At 56.8% G+C, this 25441-nt stretch carries 25 protein-coding genes and 1 tRNA gene; 12 read left to right on the top strand and 14 right to left on the bottom strand.

Annotation, left to right across the window (positions count from 1 at the left end):
• Positions 1 to 1014, bottom strand: coding sequence for a betaine--homocysteine S-methyltransferase (gene bmt / locus B8991_RS02540; RefSeq protein WP_084350209.1), 1014 nt, complete (start codon positions 1012 to 1014; stop codon positions 1 to 3).
• A 209-nt stretch (positions 1015 to 1223) separates the two neighbouring features.
• A complete protein-coding gene (locus B8991_RS02535) occupies positions 1224 to 1538 on the bottom strand; it encodes a DUF1476 domain-containing protein (RefSeq protein WP_084350208.1) in 315 nt (104 codons plus the stop codon).
• 158 nt (positions 1539 to 1696) lie between these two features.
• Here B8991_RS02535 and purC point away from each other — a divergent pair, with 158 nt between their 5' ends.
• From purC to B8991_RS02510, 5 genes are all read left to right on the top strand, one after another.
• Positions 1697 to 2458: a phosphoribosylaminoimidazolesuccinocarboxamide synthase gene (gene purC / locus B8991_RS02530; RefSeq protein WP_084350207.1), complete on the top strand. Its 762-nt coding sequence runs from the start codon at positions 1697 to 1699 to the stop codon at positions 2456 to 2458.
• 93 nt (positions 2459 to 2551) lie between these two features.
• Complete coding sequence (purS, locus tag B8991_RS02525; RefSeq protein WP_084350206.1) at positions 2552 to 2782, top strand: phosphoribosylformylglycinamidine synthase subunit PurS; 231 nt, start codon at positions 2552 to 2554, stop codon at positions 2780 to 2782.
• 14 nt (positions 2783 to 2796) lie between these two features.
• Positions 2797 to 3465, top strand: coding sequence for a phosphoribosylformylglycinamidine synthase subunit PurQ (gene purQ / locus B8991_RS02520; RefSeq protein WP_084350205.1), 669 nt, complete (start codon positions 2797 to 2799; stop codon positions 3463 to 3465).
• Positions 3466 to 3502: 37 nt separating this feature from the next.
• The gene (locus B8991_RS02515) at positions 3503 to 5272 is read left to right on the top strand and encodes a sensor histidine kinase (RefSeq protein ID WP_084350204.1); all 1770 of its coding nucleotides are present in this window, start codon (positions 3503 to 3505) and stop codon (positions 5270 to 5272) included.
• 5 nt (positions 5273 to 5277) lie between these two features.
• Complete coding sequence (locus B8991_RS02510) at positions 5278 to 6612, top strand: sigma-54-dependent transcriptional regulator (protein WP_084350203.1); 1335 nt, start codon at positions 5278 to 5280, stop codon at positions 6610 to 6612.
• A 121-nt stretch (positions 6613 to 6733) separates the two neighbouring features.
• Here B8991_RS02510 and rocF read toward each other — a convergent pair whose 3' ends face one another.
• Genes rocF through B8991_RS02495 form a run of 3 tightly spaced genes read right to left on the bottom strand, consistent with a single transcriptional unit; the run spans position 6734 to position 8749 of the window.
• The gene (rocF, locus tag B8991_RS02505) at positions 6734 to 7660 is read right to left on the bottom strand and encodes an arginase (RefSeq protein WP_084350324.1); all 927 of its coding nucleotides are present in this window, start codon (positions 7658 to 7660) and stop codon (positions 6734 to 6736) included.
• Positions 7661 to 7712: 52 nt separating this feature from the next.
• Entirely contained in the window at positions 7713 to 8174 is a 462-nt protein-coding gene (locus B8991_RS02500) for a disulfide bond formation protein B (protein WP_084350202.1), read from the bottom strand.
• The gene (locus B8991_RS02495; protein ID WP_084350323.1) at positions 8171 to 8749 is read right to left on the bottom strand and encodes a YqaA family protein; all 579 of its coding nucleotides are present in this window, start codon (positions 8747 to 8749) and stop codon (positions 8171 to 8173) included. The genes B8991_RS02500 and B8991_RS02495 overlap by 4 nt, the downstream gene beginning before the upstream one ends.
• 355 nt (positions 8750 to 9104) lie before the next feature.
• Between B8991_RS02495 and B8991_RS21020 the strand changes: the two genes are divergently transcribed.
• Positions 9105 to 9479: a hypothetical protein gene (locus B8991_RS21020; RefSeq protein ID WP_143514463.1), complete on the top strand. Its 375-nt coding sequence runs from the start codon at positions 9105 to 9107 to the stop codon at positions 9477 to 9479.
• A 68-nt stretch (positions 9480 to 9547) separates the two neighbouring features.
• The gene (locus tag B8991_RS02490) at positions 9548 to 10099 is read left to right on the top strand and encodes a hypothetical protein (protein WP_179141412.1); all 552 of its coding nucleotides are present in this window, start codon (positions 9548 to 9550) and stop codon (positions 10097 to 10099) included.
• 108 nt (positions 10100 to 10207) lie between these two features.
• On the opposite strand, the gene B8991_RS02485 is transcribed toward B8991_RS02490, so the two are convergent.
• Complete coding sequence (locus B8991_RS02485) at positions 10208 to 10777, bottom strand: recombinase family protein (protein WP_084350200.1); 570 nt, start codon at positions 10775 to 10777, stop codon at positions 10208 to 10210.
• A gap of 209 nt (positions 10778 to 10986) precedes the next feature.
• On the opposite strand from B8991_RS02485, the gene B8991_RS02480 reads away from it, so the two are divergent.
• Entirely contained in the window at positions 10987 to 11637 is a 651-nt protein-coding gene (locus B8991_RS02480; RefSeq protein WP_179141411.1) for a type VI secretion system-associated protein TagO, read from the top strand.
• 387 nt (positions 11638 to 12024) lie between these two features.
• On the opposite strand, the gene B8991_RS02475 is transcribed toward B8991_RS02480, so the two are convergent.
• Together B8991_RS02475 and B8991_RS02470 are read right to left on the bottom strand one after the other, a co-directional pair.
• Positions 12025 to 13302 (bottom strand): hypothetical protein, encoded by a 1278-nt coding sequence (locus B8991_RS02475; RefSeq protein ID WP_084350198.1) that lies wholly within the window; start codon positions 13300 to 13302, stop codon positions 12025 to 12027.
• Between the two features lie 377 nt (positions 13303 to 13679).
• Positions 13680 to 14861: a tyrosine-type recombinase/integrase gene (locus B8991_RS02470; RefSeq protein ID WP_084350197.1), complete on the bottom strand. Its 1182-nt coding sequence runs from the start codon at positions 14859 to 14861 to the stop codon at positions 13680 to 13682.
• Between the two features lie 103 nt (positions 14862 to 14964).
• Here B8991_RS02470 and B8991_RS02465 point away from each other — a divergent pair.
• Positions 14965 to 15050: transfer RNA gene (locus B8991_RS02465), tRNA-Leu, on the top strand.
• Positions 15051 to 15396: 346 nt separating this feature from the next.
• Here the strand turns inward: B8991_RS02465 and B8991_RS02460 are convergent.
• On the bottom strand, positions 15397 to 16116 hold the full coding sequence (locus tag B8991_RS02460; RefSeq protein ID WP_084350196.1) for a M48 family metallopeptidase: 720 nt from the start codon (positions 16114 to 16116) through the stop codon (positions 15397 to 15399).
• 173 nt (positions 16117 to 16289) lie between these two features.
• On the opposite strand from B8991_RS02460, the gene B8991_RS02455 reads away from it, so the two are divergent.
• Positions 16290 to 16523 (top strand): hypothetical protein, encoded by a 234-nt coding sequence (locus B8991_RS02455; protein ID WP_084350195.1) that lies wholly within the window; start codon positions 16290 to 16292, stop codon positions 16521 to 16523.
• A gap of 216 nt (positions 16524 to 16739) precedes the next feature.
• The gene (locus B8991_RS02450) at positions 16740 to 17384 is read left to right on the top strand and encodes a L,D-transpeptidase (RefSeq protein WP_084350322.1); all 645 of its coding nucleotides are present in this window, start codon (positions 16740 to 16742) and stop codon (positions 17382 to 17384) included.
• Positions 17385 to 17395: 11 nt separating this feature from the next.
• On the opposite strand, the gene B8991_RS02445 is transcribed toward B8991_RS02450, so the two are convergent.
• The 4 genes from B8991_RS02445 to B8991_RS02430 form a co-directional block, all read right to left on the bottom strand.
• Positions 17396 to 17674 carry a hypothetical protein gene (locus tag B8991_RS02445; RefSeq protein WP_084350194.1) on the bottom strand — a complete coding sequence of 93 codons (279 nt, stop codon included), beginning with the start codon at positions 17672 to 17674 and terminating at the stop codon, positions 17396 to 17398.
• A 906-nt stretch (positions 17675 to 18580) separates the two neighbouring features.
• Positions 18581 to 20083, bottom strand: coding sequence for a tripartite tricarboxylate transporter permease (locus tag B8991_RS02440; RefSeq protein WP_084350193.1), 1503 nt, complete (start codon positions 20081 to 20083; stop codon positions 18581 to 18583).
• A 7-nt stretch (positions 20084 to 20090) separates the two neighbouring features.
• On the bottom strand, positions 20091 to 20564 hold the full coding sequence (locus B8991_RS02435) for a tripartite tricarboxylate transporter TctB family protein (RefSeq protein ID WP_084350192.1): 474 nt from the start codon (positions 20562 to 20564) through the stop codon (positions 20091 to 20093).
• A gap of 129 nt (positions 20565 to 20693) precedes the next feature.
• Entirely contained in the window at positions 20694 to 21665 is a 972-nt protein-coding gene (locus tag B8991_RS02430) for a tripartite tricarboxylate transporter substrate binding protein (protein WP_084350191.1), read from the bottom strand.
• A 269-nt stretch (positions 21666 to 21934) separates the two neighbouring features.
• On the opposite strand from B8991_RS02430, the gene B8991_RS02425 reads away from it, so the two are divergent.
• Positions 21935 to 22867, top strand: a complete 933-nt coding sequence (locus B8991_RS02425; RefSeq protein ID WP_235866513.1) for a LysR family transcriptional regulator — start codon at positions 21935 to 21937, stop codon at positions 22865 to 22867.
• 182 nt (positions 22868 to 23049) lie between these two features.
• On the opposite strand, the gene B8991_RS02420 is transcribed toward B8991_RS02425, so the two are convergent.
• A complete protein-coding gene (locus B8991_RS02420) occupies positions 23050 to 25341 on the bottom strand; it encodes an arginine/lysine/ornithine decarboxylase (RefSeq protein WP_084350189.1) in 2292 nt (763 codons plus the stop codon).
• Between the last annotated feature and the right edge of the window lie 100 nt (positions 25342 to 25441).

The raw sequence follows: 25441 nt of genomic DNA, 5'->3' as shown, positions 1-25441 counted from the left end.
TCAGCCGCGGGCGCGGCGGCGTCGCGGACGCGCGGCGGGTTTGTCGGCACCCGTCCCGTCATTGTCGGACGAAAATCCACCCAGCTTTTCGGTGATGATCTCCAGCGATGGGCGCTGACCCTTGGGCCGGGTCTCCAACGCCTCGCGCATGGCGCGCAGATGTTCCGGCATCGTGCCGCAGCAGCCGCCGATGATCCTCGCACCGCAGTCACGGGCCAGAATGGCATATTCCGCCATCAGGTCAGGGGTGCCATCATAGTGGATGTGACCCTCAATGAATTTCGGGATGCCGGCATTGCCCTTGGCGATGATCGGCCGCTCTGTCCCCTGGGCTGAAAAGCCAAGCACGGTGCGCAGCAGGTCGGACGCGCCGACACCGCAATTTGCCCCGAAGCCGATGGGCGGGTTGGGCAGGCTTTCGACCAATTGCACCATATCGGCAGAGGTCAGGCCCATCATCGTGCGTCCCGCCGTGTCAAAGCTCATCGTGCCGCACCAATCCATCTCAGCATTGGCAAAGCCTTCGGCCGCGGCGCGAAATTCCTCGGGGGCCGAGATTGTCTCCAGCCACAGCACATCCGCGCCACCTGCTTTCAATCCCTTGGCCGTTTCCTCGAACATCGCGACAGCTTCGGCATGGCCAAGGTCGCCGACAGGCTTCATGATCGCGCCGGTGGGGCCGACCGACCCGGCCACGATAACCGTGCGGCCCGCCTGATCGGCAATTTCGCGGCCGATTTCGGCGGAAATGCGCGACAGCTCGAAGGCGCGGTCTTCGGCCTTGTGCAGCTTCAACCGCGATGCATTGGCCCCGAAGCTGTTGGTCAGAAAGATGTCGCTGCCCGCATCCACCGCACCTTTGTACAGGCTGACGATCTTCGCGCGTTCATCGACATTCCAGAATTCGGGCGGCTCGCCGGATTCGAGGCCCATGTTGAACAGGTTGGTGCCTGTCGCCCCATCTGTCATCAGCCAGTCACGTTCGGAAAGAAGCTTTGTCAGCGGATTGGTCATTGAACAGGGCACTCGTGTGTCAGGACGTTTGTGCCCATGTCCCACATTGCCTGTCTGGACGCAAATTCATAATGTTCATCTTCATTATGAGAATTTGCGCAAAGCCGGATTGGAGCGGCGGCAAGCGCCAACAAAAAAAAGCGCCCCGAACCGATCTGTCGGCAGGGCGCTTTGTCTAATATCTCGGATATTCGGATCGTGAGAACCTGTCAGAGTTCTTTCATCAACTGGCCTTTGGCCACAATCAGCAGGTCGGCCATCTTGGTGCGGATCTCGTCAGCGGTGGCGATATCGCCCAGATCGCCAGACACCTTGCGCACCACGTCCTCATGCCCGGCTTCCTCGAAATCCGATTTGATGACTTCGCGCGCATAGGCGTTGGCGTCGTCGCCCGTCTTGCCCAGCAACTCCGCCGCCCACAGGCCCAGAAGCTTGTTGCGCCGTGCCTCGGCGCGGAATTTCATTTCTTCGTCATGCGCAAACTTGTTCTCAAAGGCACTTTCGCGGTCGTCAAAGGCGGTCATTGGCGCTGCTCCCTGGTGGAAATCCGGTTTCATCTGATATGCGTGACAGAACGCCCAAGAGCAAGAGGCTTGAGCCGCGCTTGCGACAATGCCGCCCATGCACTAAGAGAGCGCTGTGCGGCGGGGACTCGGCCCCGCACGGCGAAGAAAGAGAAAAAATGGCGCGGCGCAAGAAAATCTACGAAGGCAAGGCAAAGATCCTGTATGAAGGCCCCGAGCCCGGCACAATCGTGCAGTATTTCAAGGATGACGCGACCGCCTTCAACGCGCAGAAAAAAGACGTGATCGACGGCAAGGGTGTTCTGAACAACCGGCTGAGCGAATATTTCATGACCGGTCTGAACAATATCGGCGTGCCCACCCATTTCATTCGCCGGCTGAACATGCGCGAGCAACTTGTGCGGTCCTGCGAAATTATTCCGCTGGAGATCATCGTGCGCAACTTTGCCGCCGGCAGCTTCTCCAAGCGGCTGGGGATCGAAGAAGGCACATCTCTGCCGCGTCCGATCGTCGAATATTGCTACAAGGATGACAAGCTGGGCGATCCGCTGGTCACCGAGGAACATATCGCGGCCTTCGGCTGGGCCAGCCAGCAGGATATGGACGATATTCTCAGCCTCGCGCTGCGGGTCAACGACTTCATGTCGGGCGTGATGATGGCCGTCGGCATCAAGTTGGTGGATTTCAAGATCGAAATCGGACGCGTCTATGACGGTGACTTTCAGCGCTTGATCATCGCCGACGAGATCAGCCCCGATAGCTGCCGCCTTTGGGACATCGAAACCGGGCAAAAGCTGGACAAGGACGTGTTCCGCCGTGATCTGGGGTCCTTGACCGATGCCTATACTGAAGTCGCGCGCCGTCTTGGTGTCATGCCCAAGAACGCTACGCAGATCACCAGACCGACCCTTATCAACTAAACCTTTCCGCGCATGAAGGCGCGGGTGAAACCGATTGAAAATATTAGGAAAAGGGCAGGGCGTTGGCCGTGCCTCAGCCGACCGGAGAGTAAGATGAAGGCACGGGTTCATGTGATGCTGAAAGACGGGGTCCTTGATCCGCAGGGCGAGGCGGTGCGCCACGCGCTTGGGTCGCTGGGCTTTGATGGTGTTGGCGGTGTGCGCCAAGGCAAGGTGATCGAGCTGGACCTGGCCGACGGCACGTCGGAAAAGACCGTGCGCGAGATGTGCGACAAGCTGCTCGCCAATACGGTCATCGAACGCTACGACATCGAATTGGCCTGAGGAGGGCCCCGGACATGCGTGCAGCCGTCATCGTCTTCCCCGGCTCGAATTGCGACCGGGACATGGCCACCGCCCTGACTGCGGCGGGGCTGGATGTCACAATGGTCTGGCACAAGGACACCGAACTGCCCGCGGGGCTGGATCTGGTGGCATTGCCGGGCGGGTTCTCCTTTGGTGACTATCTGCGCTGCGGTGCGATTGCCGCCAATTCGCCGATCTGCCGGTCGGTGAAAGCGCATGCAGAGCGGGGCGGCTTTGTGCTGGGCGTCTGTAACGGCTTTCAGATCCTCGCCGAGACCGGGCTGCTGCCGGGGGCGCTGTTGCGCAATGCCGGGCTGAAATATATCTGCCGAACGACGCCTCTGAATGTTGCGACCGAAAACAGCATCTACACTTCTGCCTATACAAAGGGCGCGCTGATCAACATTCCGATTGCGCATCACGATGGCAACTATACCGCCGATCCGGAGACCGTGGCGCGTCTGCAAGATGAGGATCGCGTGGCCTTCACATATGCCGAAAACCCCAACGGCTCGGCACAGGATATTGCGGGCGTGCTGTCTGCCAACCGCCGTGTGCTGGGCATGATGCCGCATCCGGAACGGGCGGCGGATGCGCGCCATGGCGGGACCGATGGTGCGCCGTTTTTCGCTCATCTGACGCAAGCGCTCGCCAGCGCCTGACTTGAGGATTTCGCGCCATCAGCCTAGGCTGGTGGCCATGGTTACGCGCGCCCTCAAACCACAAAGCAAACGTCGCTCTGCCCCGCTTGGCTGGCGGGTGCGAATCGCGCTTGTCACTCTGTTTTTGTTGGCGGCGGTCACGGTGTATTTCACCAACCGGCTGCTGACCGATCGCTTTACCGAAACCACCCGCAACCGGGCAGAATTGCGACTGGCGCTTTATTCGGGGAACCTGCTGTCGGAACTGCGTCGGAACGCCATTGTGCCTCAGCTTCTGGCGCGCGATCCGGCGCTGATAGGCGCGCTGAATTCAAACGATTTTTCGCAATCGACGCAGCGGCTGATTTCTTTTGTCGATGAAATTGGCGCGGCATCCCTGATGCTGCTGGATCGCGACGGGCGCACTGTGGCCGCGACGGATCGTAACAGATTAGGGTCCAATCATCGCACGGCCAGCTATTTTGTCGAGGGGATGCGGTCCAACCAAACCGTGTTCACCACGCTGCCGCGTGAAAGCGGTGGCTATGTCTTCACCTATTCACGCCGGGTTGAAAGCGACGGCAATACGGTCGGCGTGATCCTGGTAGAGGTCGATCTGGCCAAGTTCGAACGCGCCTGGGCGGGGATCTCTGACGCGGTGCTGGTCACCGACAGCGAAGGCACGATCATTCTGGCGACAGAGCCGCGCTGGCGGGGATTGACGGAACCCGAGGCCCTTGCAAAACAACCGGCCGAGGGTGCCATCGAGCGTGCGATCAAGATCACCGATGGCTGGAGAGGCGATTCCGCCGACGCGTATATTCTGGGCGAGGCGGTGATGCGCACCGAAAACCGGATCAGCTTTCGCGGATGGCGCATGGCCAGCTTTACGACCTATACTTCCGTGCGCGAAAGAGTGAACGGCGTTCTGGCGCTGGAAATCATGGGTTTTGCCATTTTGCTTGCACTGGCCTTCTATGTGCTTAGCCGCAAGACGGCGCTGCGCATGGCGCTGTTCCAGCGCGAATCGGCGGAACTGCGGCAGCTTAACCTGCGGCTTCAGCGCGAGATTGCAGAGCGTGAAAAGGTTCAGGAAAACCTGGCCGTGGCCGAGCAGACTCTGGCGCAAAGTTCCAAGCTGGCAGCGCTTGGCGAAATGTCCGCCGCCGTCAGCCATGAGTTGAACCAGCCATTGGCGGCGATGAAGACCTATCTGGCAGGCGCACGGCTTTTGCTGCGCCGCGAGCGCCCCGAAGAAGCGATGTCAAGCTTCCACCGTATCGACGACCTGATCGAACGGATGGGCGCGATCACCCGGCAATTGAAATCCTATGCCCGCAAGGGCCAGCAAGAGCTAAGCCCCGTGGATTTGCGGGATGCGCTGGCCTCGGCGCTGTCGATGATGGAGCCGCAGTTGAAGCTGCGGCAGGTCAAGATCACCCGCATCCTGCCAGACGATCCGGTGCTGGTGATGGGCGATAGAATGCGGATTGAACAGGTTATGGTGAACCTGTTACGCAACGCGCTGGATGCCACAAAGGGCGAAGATGATGCAGAGGTCGATATTCTGCTTTCTTCGGGCCGATCAGCGACTCTGACGGTGCGCGACAACGGTCACGGGATCGAAGATCTCGATGAATTGTTCGAGCCGTTTTACACGACCAAGCAACCCGGTGACGGTGTCGGCTTGGGACTTGCGATTTCTTCAGGTATCGTAGCGGATCTGGGCGGCCGGCTGACCGCACGAAATTCTGATGCAGGGGGGGCAGTGTTCGAGATGCAATTGCCTATATTAGACCAAACACATGAAACACAGGCCGCGGAGTAGAACGGATGTCCAAGGCAATGAAGATCGCCATCGTCGATGACGAACAGGATATGCGACAGTCGATCAGCCAATGGCTGGCGCTGTCGGGCTATGACACTGAAACTTTCGGCAGCGCCGAAGATGCGCTGAGCAAGCTGGGGGCGGACTATCCCGGCATTGTCATCTCTGACATCAAGATGCCCGGCATGGACGGGTTGCAACTGCTGAAGAAACTGATGAGCACGGACAGCGCCTTGCCGGTCATCATGATCACCGGCCATGGCGATGTGCCGATCGCTGTCGAGGCGATGCGGGTAGGGGCGTTCGATTTTCTTGAAAAGCCGTTCAACCCGGACAAGATGACAGAGCTTGCCAAGAAGGCCACCAATGAACGTCGGCTGACACTGGACAACCGCGCGCTGCGCAAGGAACTGTCGGATGGTGGCCAGCTGATGAAAAAGCTGATCGGCGCTTCCCCGGTAATGGAGCGTTTGCGCGAGGATATTCTGGATCTTGGTCAGGCTGATGGTCATGTGCTGATCGACGGAGAAACCGGGACCGGCAAGACGCTGATTGCCCACGCGCTGCATGCGGTCGGCTCTCGTGCCGGCAAGCGATTTGTGCTGTTGCCCTGCGCCGCCTATGACGAGGACGCCTTGATCCGGCGGCTGTTCGGTCCGGCGCAGCTCGAAGATTCGGAACTGCCCGCGATGGAACAGGCGCGCGGCGGAACTCTTGTGCTGGAAGATATCGAAACGCTGGGCGACACGGCACAGGCACGGCTGCTGAGCGCCATAAATGAACAGGGATCACCACCAGAGACGCGGATCGTCGCGATCTCTAACCTTCAGAATGAAGGCCGCACCTGCGAGGATGCGTTGAAATCGGGGTTGTTCTACCGGCTTGCGGCGCTGCGCATCACCGTTCCGCCCTTGCGTCAGCGCGGCGAGGATATTCTGACCCTGTTCAATCGTCTGAGCGAACAGTTTGCCGATGAATATGGCTGTGACGCGCCGGAAATCTCGGCACAGGAGGCGGCGCAACTGCTTCAGGCACCGTGGCCCGGCAATGTCCGGCAGCTTATCAATCTGGCCGAACGGGCGGTGCTGCAATCGCGGCGCGCATCGGGCACCATTTCATCGCTGCTGATGAACGACCATGACGACATGCAGCCGGTGATGACAACCGAAGGCAAGCCGCTGAAAGAATATGTCGAGGCGTTCGAACGGATGTTGATCGACAATACGATGCGCCGTCACAAGGGCTCGATCGCTAGCGTCATGGAAGAGCTGTGCCTGCCACGCCGCACGCTGAACGAGAAGATGGCTAAATATCAGCTACAGAGATCCGATTACCTGTAATTAGGCCGTACGATATTTCGGATAGAAAAAGGGGCTGGGACAGCCCCTTTTTTATGTCGGCTGCCTAAGTCTGGACGATGAATGACACATGATGGCGGATGACTTGCGTTGTTTGGCGATGTCACAGCAGGCGCGTGGTTGGACGGTCGAACACGCGGCGGCCAAGCGCAGAGGCGGCAAGATCTACCATCAACTGCGCCGTGCGTCCGCGTTCGTCCAGTGCTGGGTTCAGCTCCACCAGATCCAGAGAGGTCATCAACTCGCTGTCATGCAGCATTTCCATGACCAGATGTGCCTCTCTCACGGTTGCCCCGCCGGGAACGGTTGTGCCGACGGCAGGGGCCACAGCCGGATCCAGAAAATCGACATCCAGCGAGACATGCAACGCGCCATTCGCGCGCGATACTTCGTCAAGGAAGGCCGAGAGCGGCTTGGCGATCCCGTGTTCATCAATATCGCGCATATCATGACGGCGGATGTCGCTTGCCTGAAGTGCCTCTTTTTCCGCCGCATCGACGGAACGCAGGCCGATGATGCAGATGTTGCGTTCCTCAAGCGGATGCGCCACGTCCGGCATGCCGGGAAAGCCTGCACGTCCGGTCAGATAGCCCAGCGGCGTGCCGTGCATATTGCCCGAGGATGTGGTGTCAGGCGTGTGAAAATCCGAATGCGCATCCAGCCAGAGTACAAATTGCGGGCGACCTTCCGCCGCCGCATGTTCCGCTACCCCGTGGACAGAGCCCAGCGACAGGCTGTGATCGCCGCCCAGAAAGATCGGTACGCTGTCGGCCATCGCCGCCCTTGCCGCGCGCGACAGGGCATGTGTCCAGCCCGCTGTCTCGGTATAGGCGTGGATGTGGGGCGGAACATCGCCGCCGGGCACGTCGTCCGGGCTCAGGTTTCCCATATCGGTTACATCGTGGCCCAGATCAGCGAGTGCTTCGGCCAGACGTGCGGTACGCATTGCATCCGGCCCCATCAGGCAGCCTCGTCCAACACGGCCGCTATCGACAGGGGCACCGATCAATCGGCAATGGATCTTTGTCATCATATCCTCCGTTTAGGCTGTAGCGGCCGGCATCTAAGAGGCGTGATGGACGCTATCGGTTTGCGCGAAACGCCGCGAGCCATAGCGCGACAAGAATCAGGGACGCGACAGCGTTCCAGCTTGCCATCGACAGGCCCAGCATCTCCCAGGGCACCTCGTCGCAGCGTACCATCGGGGCGGCCATGATCTGATCGAGCAGGGCATCGGTGGACAGACCGCCAACCGGACCAGAGGTGCAGGTATCAGGCCCCGGCCACCAGCCGCGTTCAACCCCGGTGTGATAGATCCCCACGCCGGCGGTTGTCGCAGCTGCCGCGGCCCCCACCAGTGTCAGCAACCGCCAGCCGAATGCCAGCGCAACAACCGCGATCACAACCGCCGCCGCATGCGGATACCGTTGCGTGATACACAGCTTGCACGGTGGCATGTCGCCCAGATACTGAAAACCGAAGGCCCCCAGCAACAGCAGCGCGGAGCCAAGTCCGGCAAGGATTGTCAGTGTTTTGCAATTCATAGATATTTCACCACCAGAAACCCACCCAGAAGCAACACGACAAAGGCCGTAAAGACAAGACCCAGACGCCGTTCGATGAAATCACGAATTGGTGCGCCGAAGACGCGCAAAAGCCCTGCAACGATAAAGAACCGCAATCCGCGCGCCAGCACAGAGGTCGCGATGAACGTCGCCAGCGGCATGCCGGTCCAGCCCGACATGATGGTGATGACCTTGTAGGGAAAGGGCGTGATGCCTGCGATCAGGACCGCCCAAAAGCCGAAATCGTTGAACCGCGTGTTGAATGCAGAAATTGCATCCGCCTTGCCCAGCGATTGCAGAATCGGCAGGCCGAGTTGTTCGTAAAACAGCGCGCCGATGGCATAGCCCAGCAACCCGCCGATGACGGAACTGACCATGGCGATCAGCGCAATCAGCCAGGCGCGGCTGGGACGCGCCAGGATCATCGGGATCATCAGAACATCGGGCGGAATCGGAAAGACAGAGCTTTCGATAAAGGCCACGAAGGCCAGCACCCAAAGCGCGTGCGGATGCTCTGCGAGGCCAAGCATCCAATCATAAAATCGACGAAGCATCGCGAAAATCTCTTGGTTTTTGTTGTCGGGCACAGATCATGCGCCGCTTTGCGGGTCAACATGCGACTTTGCCTCTGGACGAACGCGCCTCGCTTGGGTAGAGAACCCCACGTTGCCCAAGTGGCGGAATGGTAGACGCAGGGGATTCAAAAGCCTCTCAAGCTTGCATAACAACATCAACAATTAAGGGACTTCGTGAGGGTATGCCTTCATTGGTAGACGAATGGTAGACAGACTCGCACAACAACCCAACTCGGCAACGTCACCAACAACCTCTATGGCCACCACTGGCTGCACCAGTCAGTCCTCAGTCAGGTCATCCCGTTTGATCGCATGGATAAGGGCAGGCTCATTGATGGGCAGAAATCCGCTTGCGGTACCGACTTGTTTAGTGCAGCGTGCCAGCGCAACCATAGAGAGAGAATTCCGCATGAGAACTTTAGTAATAGCCTTCGGAGCAACATTTGCGCTGACAGCTTGCACAGAAATGGCGTCAGAGCCGATTGTCACATCTTTCAACGAGTCGACTGTCGGAATTCAAATCCAGCAGAGTTCTTTAGCAGTAATGACACCTGAAGCAGAGGCTAAGTCTATTGCTATGGCTGATGCAAAGGCACAGGAAATCTGTAGCCGTGGCCCTAAGCGTCGTGCTGAGCGGGCAAGTTCCCGTCAGGTTCCTGCTGGTGAGTACATGATTGCAACTGAGTATCTCTACCTTTGCTTAAACTAAGCACTGAGGGAACGAAAAACGTGCTTTTGGCCGCTTACTGCACGACTGTACAAATAGGAATTTAGGGATTGAGACCTGTAACGACAATTAAAATTGCGACCGTCATAGCGCTTATGACTGGTCCGGCATTCTCTCAAAACACGCTCTCAGACAGCAGAGAAGAATCGTCTCTTTCGCGGTATCAAGTCGTAGAGGATGGCGAAGAACTGGTTAAGCTTAGAGATTTACAGGCGCTCGAAGACAAGGCCAAAGCTGCGTTTTCTGACGGACTGTGCTTGGAAGGTGCTGATGTTGGATTCGCTGAGCATGCAAATGTTGCAGCTAACGTATTGCGTCAGTCACTGGAGCCATTTTACTCTGCTGACCGTGACGACTCGAGTGCAATAATCCAGCGGTCCGCCAATTCCGACTTAGCTAATGTAGAGCGAGCTTCTAACAATCTCCTCTTAAAAAGGAACGAATATTGGCTTCTCGAAGCAAAATGCTATTTTGAAAAAGGTGATTTTGATAATGCATTAAACCGCACTTATCGAGCGCTCGAATACATACACCCACTCGATCAAGAGGCGCTGTGGATTGAAGCGCGCGAGATGATGTTTAACATGATCGGTTACGAATAGCTCCTCTGCACGGGGTCGAGCTTGTTTTAAGAATTTTCGCTAGACCTCTGAGGTGGCTGCACGGCCAAAACACGCCTGCCCTACCAGAAACCCACGGGGCCCCACCTTTTAGGCAGTTTCCTTAGCTGATCCCAAGATGCGGTACAGGCTGGCCCTGCTGATCCCCAGTTGCTCACAAACCTTGGCCTTGCTCATACCGGACTTGAGCAGTGACAGGGCGGCATCGGTCTTGGCCATGGCTGTAGGTTTGCGCCCTGTGTACTTCCCTTCAGCCTTGGCCTTGGCAATGCCTTCCTTCTGGCGTTCAAGCATCATCTCACGCTCGAACTGGGCAACAGAAGCCATGACGTTGAGCATCATTCGTCCGGTGGCTGTAGTAGTGTCAACCTGCTGACCGCCCATAGACAGGATAACCACACCAGCACCCTTGGCCTCTAGCTCTTCCAAAAGTTCCCCAAGGTGACGCACAGACCTTGCGAGACGATCCAGCTTGCAGACCACCAACTTGTCACCTGACCTAAGCGACTTAATAGCGGCATCCAACTGCTGACGCTCACCTACAGACGAAACCTGTTCCTGATATAGCTCTTCGCAGCCAAGTGCCTTCAAGTCCCGCACCTGAGCCTCAAGCCCTGCGTCCTGCTCCAGCGTCGATGTTCTCGCGTAACCTACCAACATATCCGTCTCTTTCTCACATGATTCTAAGGATATTATGAATATAGCCTCAATAGGGTGGAATGTATAGGGTTTTGAGACAGTTTCTCGCTGTGTCGCTGGATCAGGGTCTAAAGAGACGTGAGGCAAGTTGCAGGGGTGCGCTTGAGTGCGGCCTTGATAACCCTCCAAAATCTATGGTTCTCTCTGTTGAACCTTTCAGGAGTCCGATCATGAACAGATTGATTTTCACCTTACCGTTGGCTTTGTTCCCCTCAGTGCTTCCAGCAGCAGATGCCAGGTTCGACAGATGCCATGCTATGTCGATGAATGATTTGCGCCTTACATGTTACGATAAAGAGACCGGATACGTTGAACCGCAACCTGATGAGCAAGAAAAGGTTGCCAATAAAGAACAAAAAGTTGAGCCGGAAGAAAAGCCACTTGGAAAACAATGGCGGTACAGGGATGAGGTCAGCGCGCTAGATGATCGAACAGATGTGTGGCTGAGCCTGTCCAGCAAAAACACTGAAGGGAACGCTATTGGCTCACCAACAAGGGCAACACTGTGGGTTCGCTGCATGGAAAACAAAACTAACGTGTTCATTGGATTTGGACGATACACCACTGACAACCAAAGCGTTAAATACAAGCTTGATGATGGTCCGGTTCAAAAACAGTGGATGGAGACCATGCGCGGGGGGGAGGGGATAGGCATTTGGTCTGGCTCTCGCGCTATTCCATTCATTAAGAGAACGTTTGGTAAGCAGAGATTGGTGATCTCATACAACACCTACACCGGACCAGTTGAGTTTAAGTTCGATATTTCTGGGCTAAGAGAGCGGATCGACCCGTTAGCAACAGCTTGTCATTGGAAGCCATAAGCCGTGCTCGCCCCGCCTGATGAAAACTCAAGCGATACCGGCCCCAGCGAAATTGGAGCCACAGAGGAATGAAGTGCCTACAAAACCGAAGGGAATCTTCAGAAGACCTGATGGTTTACCTGAGAGCATGAGACACATCCATTTTGATAAATAAGGCAATATAGGAAATACAACATATAGCCGCTTCAAGCCGCATTTACACAATATCTGCTATACCCTGTAATGTTTATGAAATATCCCTCTGAGGGTAATATCTGTACCACCCTCCTTCAGTTAAGGGTTATAGATCATATATGATTATGGTATACTACTATTAAGGTAATACCTATAGGTTATATATAGTTTGTTCTTTCGCCTACTAATACGATTTAGGACGGCTTTGCACTCCTAGCTGGATGACCATTCGACCGACAGCTTGGGGGGCTTGAATCCCATATGGGCGTAGGCTTCCAAGAAGGCATCTTGAGCATCTTTCATGCTGCTTGTGGGTATGATAAGGCAATCGTGGATCGACAAACAGCCAACCCCCTTGTCTAGCAGGTAGTTCATCGCCCGAAGGATGATTTCGCTCTCTATTCGAAACAGGTCCATTCCATGACCGCTACGAACCTTAGACAGCGCAGGATATGTCTCGCTAAGAGCCTGTGCGTAGGTTTTCCAATCCTGTCCAACGATCAGCTGAGCCGCCTTCGAATCCTCTCTGAAGCTTTTAGGCCAGCTTTTACGATCCAGTGAAACCCCGTTAATCACAGCTTGGATAATCGTCTTGGTCAACTTCCTATTCAAGCCTGATAGCTGGCCATATGTGTAGAGGTCTTCTGTAGCAGGTAGGTCAAAGCCAATATCCTCATCTTCTGCCAAGAGGCGCAGTCCAGACGCATGAACATCAATCTCGGAGGTAGGCTCGCCATCAATCAAGGTCTTTTGACGCCAACCTTTCATCTTGCTGGGAATGCTAAAAGTCAAAGGGTATAGTCGCCCATGCGTTAGCCAAGGCTCTCCATCAGCTTGAGGCAGGTTGGTGAAAATCCGCCGATATTGCACGTCAACCCATTCATCACGCTCCCCGTACGGAAACAAAACAAAGTCATGATCGAGCAACCTATCGTTAAGGTTTTCCACAGGTGGAACAAGATTTTCCCTGATCCAAGCCTTCCACTCACGGTTGGCCATTAGTTCGATATCCCATGGTGCCTGTGATAAATCTGTTCCCCCAAGCCTTACCTGCACGGCAGGTGGGCACCAGGACAGCTCATACTTTTTGAAAGACGGTATCTTGCGCATTGGCGAGCCGCTAAAAGCCTTGTAACGGACCTGTCGGTTCCTGGTCCTTTTACCGTGAAGCTTTAGCCACCCCATACCCACCACGGCCTTCACGGTCTGAGACATAGCATCGTAGTTGATAGGCCATTTTTTTATGTCATAGCTGGCTTTGTTTAGGTCGGTGTAAACTATGCAATTTTCGTCACTTGTGACCGCCCAAAGTAAGCTTGTGAAGGCATTGAACCTGTTTTTTATAGCGTCTGCCCTTTTAGGTGGCTTTTCCCACTTTATCCGAGCAAACAGCTTTTGTGCCTCTTCATAAACAGGGCTGGTTTCTGGTATGAAATATATTGGAGCCGCAAAAGTGCCTTCTGTCTTTTCCGTCGCTGGTTTTGCATTCACTGAAGAATCCTCGCCACTCTTGCTCTTGCTTCACCCGACTCTCACCATAGCAAATAGTCTACAGGCTCCAATAGCAACCGATGAATGACCATGAAGATGCCTGAGAGGCTCTGTGCTGCCCGCTGAGTGCTTGTGTGATGTTTTTGGCTACCCAGCCGCCCAGCGCGGAGAGGCGGCTTACAGCGGCCTTTGAGGGCCTCTGAGGGCATCGTGAGTCCGCGCCTCCTACTGTGGCTGCCAATGAATGGTACTGGAAGGTATCTGAGAGGCGCTGTGCTGCCCGCTGAGTGCCCATATAGTGCTTTCGGCGGGGAGGGGTGGTAGTCTTGAGCGATCACGGCCCTCAGCGGGCCCCTCTGCGGTTGTGGGCGAATTTTTTATACCGGTTCCCAATTTTCGGGTACTTTCCTGACTTGACCGCCATGGTCATACTCATAATATCGGTATTGCGACTCTAGATCAGTATACATCTTTTTCAGAAGTTGCTGTTTGGCTAGTTGACCCGCAAGGTAATGTTTCCTTGTGACCCCATGACCTGATTGGTTGTTAGCAACTGCAATATCCTGCTCTGTGTATCCGATTAGGTTCATGTGTTCTGAGAATGTTCTCCTAAGATCGTGGAGCGTCCAGTCTCCTTTGAGGGTGTGTCGTGCTTTGAACTTATCGACGGCGGTTCTCAGGCTGGATTCTGTATAACCAAAAACTAATTTATCATCAGCTCTGCGATCCTCTAACAGCTCACCGATCAAGCCGACTATAGGTATGACGTGATCTTTTCGGTTTTTGGTATCGCGGATATATATCTGACCTTCCTTTACGTCTGCCCATGTCAACCGAAGAACTTCACTCTTACGCAAACCTGTAAGCATGAAAAATAGCAAAATATTCGCAACCCTAACCTTAAAGGTCGAGCGTACCTGCATAATGTCATAAATCTCTCTTCCAGACAGGAACCTATTGCGAGGCTGGGATTGGACCCGAAGATTCTTCTTGGTGAGGATGTCGCAAGGGTTTGGTGTTATGTCGTGGAAATTCAGAATGGCTGACAGGTTCCTAAAAGCCTTGTTGACGTATGCAGGACTCTTTTCTGCTAAAAGTTCCGAGTACCGGTCTTGAACCATCCTCTTGCTTAGTTGGCGGGTGGGGAGGCTCTTCCAGTCGGAGAAACAATTGCTGAAGGTTTTATTGTAGTCATTCAGCGTGCTAGCTTTCAAGCTGTGCTGCTTGATGTTGGTATATGCCTGCAACGCGCCCAAGAGTGTCTCTGGAAGGGGGTCTTCATCAACTTGGGCATGTCTAGGGTCAAAACCTTGAGAGGCTTGCAGGAGTATTCTCTTGGCCTCCTGACGTGCGTCTACCAGTGGCACAAGGTCAACGTCACCTATCCTGATACGCTTTGCGCTTGCTTGCCCTTTTATTCGCTTTTCCACACAAAAGGTAGCTTTACCCTTTGCGGAGACTTCGATAAGAAACCCACGAGTATCGGTGTCGCGGATGAACTTTCGTTTACCTGTGGCTTCGATGCTCGCTAGGGTTCGTTGGGTTATCTTTGTAGGCATCTAATCCCCTGAGTTTAGTTGGTAGACGTTTGGTAGACGTTATGATGTTACTAACGGGGTGCCTTGAAGGCAAGTAGACGAAAAAACCTAGTATTTTCAGTGTGCCCAAGTGGCGGAATGGTAGACGCAGGGGATTCAAAATCCCCCGCCTTAACGGGCGTGCCGGTTCGAGTCCGGCCTTGGGTACCACCCTGTTTTGCAGGGTCTCCGTTGGATATTCGAAGATCGGCGTGACGCGCCGGTGTTTTCGCAAGAATCACCCCGATATGTTGAGTGGACGGCCGTATTACCGCGCAAGGCTGGATCAGTAATGGCCCTTGACCGTAGAATGGCACCGCTTCGTTTCCGGACGGAACCGGCTTGTGCCTTTTCGCGTTGGTTCATTCCGCAGCAGATGGTCCAAAGCAAATCCGACCCCACGTTACATCATGTCGGACGCCACGGTTCAGCCTGATATGGCTTGTTTCAGTTTGAACAATTCTATCAAACCGCCGGAAACCCATCCCCGACGGCGTTCTCCGGCCGGACTTCCAAATCAAAGGCGAGCGGCGGTACGACGCACAATGTCGATGCGCGCAGAATTCGGAGGATGGCTGCCGAGGAACCGGTTTCCCGGATCGGGGATCCGGGTGAAAAACGCAGCACCGCGTATGGCGTTGAACCCCGCACGGCTGGTGATGATCGTGCCCAACTCATCGGCTTCAAGCTCAAAATCCTTGGAATAGGTCCGTGCGCCCACGGCGGCGCCAAACTCTTCGGCGCTGCGGATCCCGGCCGCATCAGCGCCCGACAGTGAGGCAAGCCCGGACAGGATCACGGCCCCCGCGATTGCGTTATTGCGGCTGCGGGCAAGGTGGCCAAGAATATGGTGCGACGCTTCATGGCCCATCACAAAGGCCAGTTCATCGGCATTCTCGACACTTGCGATAAGCGCGAGATTGAAGGCCACAACCGGCCGGCCCGATCTGTCGAGGGTTTGAAACGCATTGGGTGGTTGACCGGGCCGGTCATCCACAACAATCAGGAAATCGCAATTCATCCCCGGCGCGCGACGGCGGCATTCCGATTCGGCGATAGGCTCCATAATGTTGACGACGCTGACAAATTGCTGGGCTGCGCGTTGCGCCCGAAGCCGTCGCGCGGCATCACTGGGCTGGGCGGCCTGCGCCGAGGACTTTTGCGGCGGCGGGGCGGGTGTCTCGATCACTTCGCAGCCGGCAAAGAGAAGAAGAGCGATAGGAAGTAACCAGCGCATGCGATGTCCTGAACAGAATAGGGGGCCCGGAAGGCAACGGGGGTCAGTTTGACCCGGCCAAGGTGGCAATTCAAGGGGTAGGCCAATGTCAGGGGACAGGAGGCACTGCAAGAACGTCTAGCTTGCCAAAGCAGTGCTTGCACAGATGTCTCCCCCACCGATAGGCTGGTGCCATGTTCAGCATAGAGCACGAATTCGACGCGACCGTTGTGACCCTCGTGGACGAGGGCGAAACCCCCTTGCAAGAGGATGTGGTGGTCAACGGATTTGAAGAATGCATCACTGTTGAACAATACGATCCGCGCACGGACCGGGTGAACACGATTACGCTTTCGATTTCGCAGATGCGGGATCTCGCAGCGGCACTTTCGCTTCCCGAGGGCGTCTATTCGCGCAAGAAAACCTGAGCTTTTCTTTTCCATGATGGGCGGCGCATTATCCATCGGGCGCGCATTTGCCGGTGCCTGACCTCGCGGCACCTGCAACCTCAACACCTCATCTTGCAAAAAAGATCAGCTAAAGGAGCGATTGCATTTGAACCTGCCTAGAGTTTGACGGTTTCATGAGACGAAAGCCATGTGCCGGGGTTCGGCATTTGGTGCGAAAAGTTCGAAAGGTATCGCATGTTTACAAGACGCAAAATGATTGGCGTACTGGGCGCGCTGGCTGCGCCGGCCTTTGTCGGGCCTGCTTTCGCAGCGCCCAGCGATTGGGAGGCTTGGGATGCGCAGGTGACGCCTGCGGGATTTGACTTGAGAACCAGCAATCCATGGGGATTGCACCCTCGGTTTCTGCCAACTTTGGTAAAGGCCAATCCGGATCTGGTGCCGGGGGACGTTCATGTCGATGCGGTCGCGCGCTACTTGTACCACATCCAGCAAGACGGCACGGCCATGCGCTACGGCGTGGCAATCGGGCGCGATAATCTGTACGAGCCGGGCGTTTACACGATCAAACGCAAGGCGAAGTGGCCCCGATGGACCCCCACTGCGACGATGATCAAACGCGAGCCTGAGAAATATGCGCACTGGGCAGGTGGTATGGCTCCAGGTCCGGCGAACGCGTTGGGATCACGGGCGCTGTATCTTTTTGTCGGCAATCGCGACACATATTTGCGTATTCATGGGACGCCTGCGCCGCGTTCTGTCGGAACGCGGGCCAGTTCAGGATGTGTGCGGATGGTGATGCCGCATATCAATGCGCTGTACGAGCAGGTGAATACCGGCGTCACCGCCTATCTGTACCCGACAGATGGCGGGACATTGTAACACGCTGAAACTTAGCTGACCGGGCCGGTGCAGATCGGGCTGCCATTGTCTGTGCGCACGGGCAGTTCGGTCGTCTCAACCGGCCCGCGATGCGTGTACCAATAGCACCCGTCCTCTTTCCGAAGCCTTGCCGTGGTCAGATCCTGATAGGATGCCGCGATTGAGGAGACCGATTCCGGTACGCTGACATAGTCCCCACGGCTTGCGCCGCCATCGGAAGGCACGGTTTCACAGGCGGACAGACCCAGCAGGAACAACGGACCCACGAGAAAAGCCTTGGATTGAATCATTTTCGTACTCTCCGGTTTGATCGTCTTTGTAACACGCTTGCATTGCGCGACCAGAGCCGCAAGCCCGAGCGGTGGTTGCGATGCAAATCATGGCAACGGTGCCGCAGCGATAATAATAGCGATCGCGATTGGCAATGCCCCGCATCTACCGGATTTTCAAACTTTTGAGGTGTGTGGGAGGTGGATCAGCGGTGCCGAACCAACAAAATCTAGGCAACAAAACCTAGCAGAGTTTCATACCCGAAAACGTTGCATTCTAAGCAAGAGCTCGCCTTATGCCGCCGCCGAGCTGGCCATCGACCGCTTGGTTGCCGCCAGCGCGTCACGTTGATAGATTTTGGCGGCCCCGGGTTGTGTTCATCTGAAAATCGCACCTGCTCAGGGCCTTGCCCGCCTAAGCACGGCTCTGACCATCAAAAAAAACCGAATTCGCTGTAAGAGCCACACTACCGATACGCGCTGACAGCATATTGCCGATTGGAGGCTCTGTCGTCTTGCGGGCCTATGACTCAGGTGCAGCCAAAAGGCCCGCCAACAGACATTATTCGATCACAGCACGAAGCCAACGATTGCCACTACAACGACTACAACACCGATGATGTAAAAAATATTATGCATTATCATTTCCTTCCGAGTTCGACGCGTCGGGCGCGCTCTGCAAGGCAACGGTCAAGTTGCGCGAAGGTTCCCGAAAAACTGCTGGCACCTTGAGGACAATCTGGAATCCGCCTTGCCGCCAGTCATGCAAGCCATGACCTTGCGGTTTGCCGGGAGAGGCAAGCCTTTCGTCAAGCCGCCGACACACACATCAACATAAGACGTTTGGAAAGACGCGTTCAAAGATATTCCGGTTCACCAACTGCCGGGTCTAATTCTCAAACGTATGTTCCCGTGAGGGGCAGGGGCTTAGGGCTCTGAAACACCGGCGGGGGGACGGCGGCGCAGCAGCAATAGCAGTAGCGGGATCATCCAGACCGCGATGGTGAAGAGGCCAAGCCCGGCGGCGATGGGGCGCTCGAAAAAAGCGATGAAGCTGCCGTCTGACTTTATCATCGACGTGACAAAGTTCTGCTCCAGCATTGGTCCCAGCACCAGCCCGAGGATTGCCGGGGCGATGGGGATGTCGTTTTCCTCCATCAAGAAACCGATGACGCCGAAGACAAGCATGATGCCGATGCCGAAAGCCGAGTTGTTGATGGCAAAGGACCCGACCATGCAGAACATCAGGATGACCGGCATCAGCACCTTCTGAGGGATCGACAACACTTGCCGCGCGCCCTTGATCGCCAGCCAGCCCAGTGGCAGCATGATCAGATTGGCCAGCAGGAAAACGATGAACACCGCATAGATCATCTGCGGCTGCGTGATGAACACCATCGGACCGGGGTTGATCCCCTTGATGTAAAGTACGCCGATCACGATCGCAGTGATCGAGTCGCCGGGAATGCCAAAAACCAGCGCCGGAATCCACGCCCCCGACATCGCGGCGTTGTTCGAGGCCCCGGCCTCTACCAACCCCTCGACATGGCCTGTTCCGAATTTCTCGGGCGTTTTCGAGAATTTCTTCGAGATAGCAAACGAGATCCACGCGGCGATATCCGCCCCGGCACCGGGCAATGCGCCGATGGCGGTACCCATCGCGCTGCCGCGCAGGGCTTGGACCGGGTAGGTGACCAGGTTCTTCGCCTGCTGACGAAAGATTCCCTTGCCCGGTGTTGCGGGCGGACGCACCTCTTCACCACGCTTGATGAAGGTACGGATAACCTCGGACACGGCAAACAGACCGATCATCGCGGGGATGAATTGCACGCCTCCCATCAGCTCGACCGACCCCATTGTATAGCGTGGCGCACCTGCGGGGTTCTCCAGTCCGATGGTCGCGGCGAACAATCCGATGAACAGAGCGACCAAACCCCGCGCCGGAGAGCCGGGAGAGATGAAAACTGCGCAGGATAAGCCCAGAACGACCAGCCAGAAATACTCGAAGGAGGAAAACTTCAGCGCGATCTCGGCCAAAACCGGCGACGCGGTGATCAGCACCAGCGTCCCGAAGATGCCGCCGATCGAAGAGAAGACGAGAGAGGCACCAAGCGCGGCCTCCGGGCGGCCCTGTTTCGTCAGCGCATAGGCGTCCTGCACATAGGCCGCGCTGGCAGGCGTGCCGGGCATCCGCAACATCGTGCCGGGAATGTCGCCCGCAAAGATCGCCATCGCGGTGGCTGTCACGATGGTGGCGATTGCTGGCACCGGGTCCATGAAGAAAGTCACCGGCACCAGCAGTGCGGTGGCCATGGTTGCGGTCAGTCCGGGGATGGCGCCCACGAACATGCCGAAGGCGGCCGAGCAGAGGATGACCAACAGCACATAGGGCTGAAAAACAAGTTGCGCGGCGTCGATCACCGTGGACATTGGGTATTCACCATAAAAAAGAAAGGAAATCGCTGCGCGGCAGTGGCACCAGCAACAGGCGGCCAAAACTTTGCTGGATGGCAATGGCGGCAACCAGCGCGATAATCACGGCGATCCACCAGCGAACCCGTAGGATGAGCATGCCGATTGTCATCACCGCGACGGCCGTGGGCAGGAAGCCCAGTACAGGGGACAGCGCGATATAGGCCACAATAAGGACCAGAACCGAGACCAGCCGGGCGATGGCCGCAGGGCTTTGGGTCCAGTCAGCCAGGTTCAGTCCGGGCAGGCGTTCGCCCTCCATAACCGCCTTTACGATCATGAAAAGTCCCGTCAAACCTGTCACCAGCGCGACCGCGCGTGGCATCGTCCCGGCACCGTAGGCTTGGCCGGGGATAGCCTGAAATTCGATTGCCGAGATATAGATCGCGATGCCGCCCAGAAGAGTCAGTAGTCCCAAGGTAAGGTCGGTGACGCGCATCCGTTATGTCCTGTTTTCGTGTCTTTATCTGCTTGGTATCCGGCGATCAGCGGCATAGCGGAAAAGGGCCAGGTGGACATGACATACGCACCCGGCCCTGCCCGGAAGAAAGACCTTTATCGCTCGGCGCTATTCTGCGGCGAGTCCGGCCTGTTTCATAACCTCGCCAAAGGCGGCGTCGTCATTGGCCACGATCTCGGTCGCATCGTCACCCTTTGCCCAACGAAGGCCAAAGCCGCGGTCTGCCATGAAGGTCTGGTATGCGTCCGAATTATACGCCACTTCTACCGCGTCCATCAGCTTGGTCTTGACGTCATCGGGAAGCCCGTCCGGAGCGGCCACCGACCGCCAGACCGCAACCGTCCAGTCGGATCCGGTGGTTTCAGCCAGTGTCGGCACATCCGGAAACGCGTCCTGTCGTTCTGCGGACATGGTTGCCAGCGCGACCACGCGGTTGGCGTCGATCATCGAGCGCCCTTCGGCCAGCGAGGAGGGAACAATATCCACGCCGCCCGCGACCATATCGGTCAGGCCCGGCGCGGCACCCTGACTGGGCACGAAGGTGACGTGATCGGGGGCCAGATCCTCGGAGAGCAGCCAGCCGGCAAGGCCGACATGCCAGATGCCACCCTGACCGGTGCCGGAGGCCTTGTAGGTGCCCGCAGGTTCGCTCTTGATGCTTTCAAGCAGCGCCTCGACGCTGTCGAAGCCGGACTCAGCAGAGACCATGACGCCGCCGGGATCGGCGTTGACGATGGCCAGAATGTCGAAGTCTTCATAGGTCAGTTCGGTCAGGCCCTGCCAGTGCATCATGTCAATTTCGATGGTCATGATGCCGATGGTGTAGCCGTCTGGATCCGCGTTGGCGATCGCGCTGTGGCCGACCACGCCGGACCCACCGGTACGGTTCACCACATTGACCGGCACGCCCAGTTCGCGTTGTATCTCGGCACCCAGAAGGCGACCCACGGCGTCGGTGCCGCCACCCGCACCCCAGGGCACGATCAGTTGAATTGGCCGTTCGGGATATTCCTGCGCCGAAACGGTGCCAGCCAGAATCAACAGGCCACCAAGGGCTGCTGCGGTTTTCACAAATTGCATGCGTATCCTCCTAGTTGTTTTTTCAGTGCGTCACTTCTGACCGTGCCCGCCGCCGGTATTCATCGGCTGATACGGCGACCGAAGCCCTATGGGATCTGGTCACACGGCGACGCGTCACCGCTTTGGTGTGATCGCGTTGCGTTCAAGTGTGTTGGCTTGTTCAGTCACGCTCCTCCGGATTGACGCTATCCAGCGCTGTGATAACGTTCCAATGAATAAATTGGGCTCTGCGATCGCGAAACACGATCGCTCTGACAGGTCGTAGATACTTGAAACGGGATATCACCGCGCAACTGAAAATCCGGCACATGTCACTGATCGTGGCTTTGGCCGATCACGGAACAACGCATCGCGCAGCCGATGCAATGAACATGACACAATCCACCGCGTCAAAAATGTTGCGCGACGTCGAAGATATCTTTGAAAGCAGCCTGTTCGAACGAAAGCCACGCGGTCTGATCCCGACACCGTTGGGGGAGTTCGTCATTGCCAATGTGCGGGCACAGCTTTCGCGCCTCAGGCGGTTTTCAGACGAATTTCACGCCCGTCGCTCCGGAGGATACGGCACCCTGTCGATTGGGGCGATTACCGGCGCGGCCCCCGATCTGGTGGCCAGGGCCGTGGCTGAGATAAAGCGCAAGCGGCCGCAACTGATGGTCGAACTCCACGGCGAGACAAGCGACGGTATCCTCGACCAGCTTGAGGGCAGTCTCATCGACCTTGCCGTGGGACGGTTCAGTGATGAACGGCAAAGGAGCAAATTCACCTTCGAGCCACTTGCCGAGGAAAGGCTGGTGGTCGTCGCCCGGTCTGGGCATCCATTGGAAAGCGCAGGCGTCACGCGCCTTGCAGATCTCGCCAATTGCGCCTGGGCGCTTCAACCGGGCACAAACCCCTCGCGGCATGTACTGGATGCGGCCTTCGACCACGAACGCGTGCGACGGCCCACGAACACGATTGAATGCTCGTCGATCCTGTTGATTCTGAACCTTGTGCAGGTGTCGGACGCCCTGGCACTGCTGCCCGAAGCCGTGATCGAGGCCTATGAAAAGGCCGGGTTGTTCATCCGCTTGCCAATACGTCCCGAAATCAGACTTGCCGGGTTTGGGCTGGTGACTCGCCGGAAAGAGCCGCTGGGCGAGGCCGCGATGGAGTTCTGCGACATCCTGCGCGCCCGTGCGCGTCGTCAAATACGGACGTGAGGCATCGCACTGACCCTGCCTGTGATGCTATCGCAAGGCCCGCCAGAGTTTCGGGCGTGCATTAGGCCGTCGACCGTGCGTTGCGCTTTTTTCGGGCGACCAGCGCGCAGATTTTGTCAGGTCCCGCGGTTGCGGTTTTGCCGCAGGACCTGACCGCAGGGCAAAGAGGAACGGGTTGGCAACTACTCGGCCACGCAATCGGCGAAATAGTGGATGGTGCCGTCCTCGCCCAATTCCTGTACCAGCCCGTGGATGTCGGTTTCGAACCCCGGACAGGCAAGAGCGAATGCGCGGTTGAACTTGAGGTAGTCCACGATCTTGCGGTTGAACACCTCACCGGGGATCAGCAGCGGAATGCCGGGCGGGTAGGGCGTGACGAGGCCGGTGGTGATCCGGCCTTCAAGATCGTCGATCGGCACGCGCTGCGTGGTCCGGCGGGCGATGTGTGAAAACGCCTCGGACGGGTTCATCGCAGGTGTCAGATCGCTGAGATACATCTCTGTCGACAGGACGGCCACGTCATTCTTCGCATAGAGTGTATGGACGTGCTGACATAGATCGCGCAGGCCCATGCCTTCGTAGCGCGGCTGTTTGGCGCAGAATTCCGGCATCGTGCGCCACATCGGTGTGTTCTTGTCGAAGTCGTCCTTGAATTGCTGAAGCGCCGTCAAAAGCGTGTTCCAACGTCCCTTTGTGATGCCGATAGTGAACATGATGAAAAAGCTGTAAAGCCCTGTTTTTTCGACAACAACACCGTGCTCCGCCAAATATTTCGTCACGATGGACGCTGGGATACCTGTTTCCTCAAATCGGCCGTCCAGATTGAGACCGGGCGTGATGATCGTGGCCTTGATCGGGTCGAGCATGTTGAAGCCGCGAGCCATGTCGCCAAAGCCGTGCCAGGATTCCTCGCCATCGCTTTTGCGCATGCCGTCGGCATCGGTATTGCCCAGCACCCAGTCCTTGGTGCTGCCGATGCCTTCTTCCTCAAGCGTGTCCGGCCCCCAGACCTTGAACCACCAATCCGCGTCGCCGTATTCGTCATCGACCTTGCGCATGGCTCGGCGGAAATCGAGCGCTTCGTCGATGCTTTCCTCGACCAGTGCGGTGCCGCCGGGCGGTTCCATCATCGCGGCGGCCACGTCGCAGCTTGCGATGATGCTGTATTGCGGGCTGGTCGAGCTGTGCATCAGGTAGGCTTCGTTGAACAGGTGACGGTCCAGCGGCGTGTTCTGGCTGTCCTGCACCAGTACATGGCTGGCCTGACTGATCCCGGCCAGCAGTTTATGGATTGATTGTGTCGCGTAAGTCACTGAGTGTATTGGTCTATCACGCTTGCGACCCATGGCGTGGTAATTCCCGTAAAACGGGTGGAACGACGCATGCGGCAGCCATGCCTCGTCGAAATGCAGGTTCTCGACATAGCCGTCCAGCATGTCCTTGATGGTCTCGGTGTTGTATAGCACGCCATCATAGGTCGATTGCGTCAGCGTCATGATGCGCGGCTTGACCGTGTCGGCATCGACATCTGCCAGCAGCGGGTTGGCGCGGATCTTGGCCTTGATCGTTTCGATCTCGAATTCGCTTTGCGGGATCGGGCCGATGATGCCGAAATGGTTGCGGGTGGGTTTCAGGAAGACCGGGATCGCGCCGGTCATGATGATCGAATGCAGGATCGACTTGTGACAGTTGCGATCCACCACAACCACATCGCCGGGGGCCACGGTGTGGTGCCAGACCATCTTGTTGGAGGTCGACGTGCCGTTGGTCACAAAAAAGCAGTGGTCGGCATTGAAGATCCGGGCCGCGTTACGTTCAGACGCGCCGATGGCACCGTTGTGATCCAGCAGTTGGCCCAATTCCTCGACCGAATTGCACACATCCGCGCGCAGCATGTTTTCGCCGTAGAACTGGTGATACATCTGGCCGATCGGGCTTTTCAGGAAGGCCACGCCGCCTGAATGACCGGGACAATGCCACGAATAGGACCCGTCTTCGGCATAATCCAGAAGCTCGCGGAAAAATGGCGGCTGGATACCTTCAAGATAGCTTTTCGCCTCGCGGATGATATGGCGGGCGACAAATTCCGGCGTATCCTCGAACGCGTGGATAAAGCCATGCAGCTCTCGCAGAATGTCGTTGGGCAGGTGGCGGCTGGTCTTGGTTTCGCCGTAGACATAGATCGGCACGTCGGCATTTTTCCAGCGCACCTCTTCGATAAAACTGCGCAGGTTGAGAACCGCCGGATCAAGGTCGGGACCGGCGCTGAATTCCTCGTCGTCGATGGACAGCACGAAGGCACTGGCGCGCGATTGCTGCTGGGCGAATTTGGACAAGTCGCCGTAGCTGGTGACGCCCAGCACGTCAAAGCCTTCTTCCTTGATGGCGTCGGCCATCGCCCGGATGCCCAGACCCGAAGAGTTTTCGGAGTGAAAATCCTCGTCGATGATCACGATGGGGAAGCGAAACTTCATGGGACTCTCCTGATGGGCAGGTTGTTTCGAACCGCGATGCCGTATGCGCCGCAGGCTTGGGCGGTCGCGTTTGGCTCTGTTGTTTCTGTTGCTCTGCGCG

Origin of the sequence: Primorskyibacter flagellatus, assembly GCF_900176485.1 — a bacterium.
Classification (GTDB): Bacteria; Pseudomonadota; Alphaproteobacteria; order Rhodobacterales; family Rhodobacteraceae; genus Primorskyibacter; species Primorskyibacter flagellatus.
The sequence above is the reverse complement of the archived record's forward strand: the minus strand, read 5'-3'. Positions and strand labels throughout refer to the sequence as shown.

Bases quoted from the DNA above. Each gene is read 5' to 3' on its own strand.
- bmt (WP_084350209.1), bottom strand. From the start codon at position 1,014: ATGACCAATCCGCTGACAAAGCTTCTTTCCGAACGTGACTGGCTGATG.
- B8991_RS02535 (WP_084350208.1), bottom strand. From the start codon at position 1,538: ATGACCGCCTTTGACGACCGCGAAAGTGCCTTTGAGAACAAGTTTGCG.
- purC (WP_084350207.1), top strand. From the start codon at position 1,697: ATGGCGCGGCGCAAGAAAATCTACGAAGGCAAGGCAAAGATCCTGTAT.
- purS (WP_084350206.1), top strand. From the start codon at position 2,552: ATGAAGGCACGGGTTCATGTGATGCTGAAAGACGGGGTCCTTGATCCG.
- purQ (WP_084350205.1), top strand. From the start codon at position 2,797: ATGCGTGCAGCCGTCATCGTCTTCCCCGGCTCGAATTGCGACCGGGAC.
- B8991_RS02515 (WP_084350204.1), top strand. From the start codon at position 3,503: ATGGTTACGCGCGCCCTCAAACCACAAAGCAAACGTCGCTCTGCCCCG.
- B8991_RS02510 (WP_084350203.1), top strand. From the start codon at position 5,278: ATGTCCAAGGCAATGAAGATCGCCATCGTCGATGACGAACAGGATATG.
- rocF (WP_084350324.1), bottom strand. From the start codon at position 7,660: ATGACAAAGATCCATTGCCGATTGATCGGTGCCCCTGTCGATAGCGGC.
- B8991_RS02500 (WP_084350202.1), bottom strand. From the start codon at position 8,174: ATGAATTGCAAAACACTGACAATCCTTGCCGGACTTGGCTCCGCGCTG.
- B8991_RS02495 (WP_084350323.1), bottom strand. From the start codon at position 8,749: ATGCTTCGTCGATTTTATGATTGGATGCTTGGCCTCGCAGAGCATCCG.
- B8991_RS21020 (WP_143514463.1), top strand. From the start codon at position 9,105: ATGGGCAGAAATCCGCTTGCGGTACCGACTTGTTTAGTGCAGCGTGCC.
- B8991_RS02485 (WP_084350200.1), bottom strand. From the start codon at position 10,777: ATGTTGGTAGGTTACGCGAGAACATCGACGCTGGAGCAGGACGCAGGG.
- B8991_RS02480 (WP_179141411.1), top strand. From the start codon at position 10,987: ATGAACAGATTGATTTTCACCTTACCGTTGGCTTTGTTCCCCTCAGTG.
- B8991_RS02470 (WP_084350197.1), bottom strand. From the start codon at position 14,861: ATGCCTACAAAGATAACCCAACGAACCCTAGCGAGCATCGAAGCCACA.
- B8991_RS02460 (WP_084350196.1), bottom strand. From the start codon at position 16,116: ATGCGCTGGTTACTTCCTATCGCTCTTCTTCTCTTTGCCGGCTGCGAA.
- B8991_RS02455 (WP_084350195.1), top strand. From the start codon at position 16,290: ATGTTCAGCATAGAGCACGAATTCGACGCGACCGTTGTGACCCTCGTG.
- B8991_RS02450 (WP_084350322.1), top strand. From the start codon at position 16,740: ATGTTTACAAGACGCAAAATGATTGGCGTACTGGGCGCGCTGGCTGCG.
- B8991_RS02445 (WP_084350194.1), bottom strand. From the start codon at position 17,674: ATGATTCAATCCAAGGCTTTTCTCGTGGGTCCGTTGTTCCTGCTGGGT.
- B8991_RS02440 (WP_084350193.1), bottom strand. From the start codon at position 20,083: ATGTCCACGGTGATCGACGCCGCGCAACTTGTTTTTCAGCCCTATGTG.
- B8991_RS02435 (WP_084350192.1), bottom strand. From the start codon at position 20,564: ATGCGCGTCACCGACCTTACCTTGGGACTACTGACTCTTCTGGGCGGC.
- B8991_RS02430 (WP_084350191.1), bottom strand. From the start codon at position 21,665: ATGCAATTTGTGAAAACCGCAGCAGCCCTTGGTGGCCTGTTGATTCTG.
- B8991_RS02420 (WP_084350189.1), bottom strand. From the start codon at position 25,341: ATGAAGTTTCGCTTCCCCATCGTGATCATCGACGAGGATTTTCACTCC.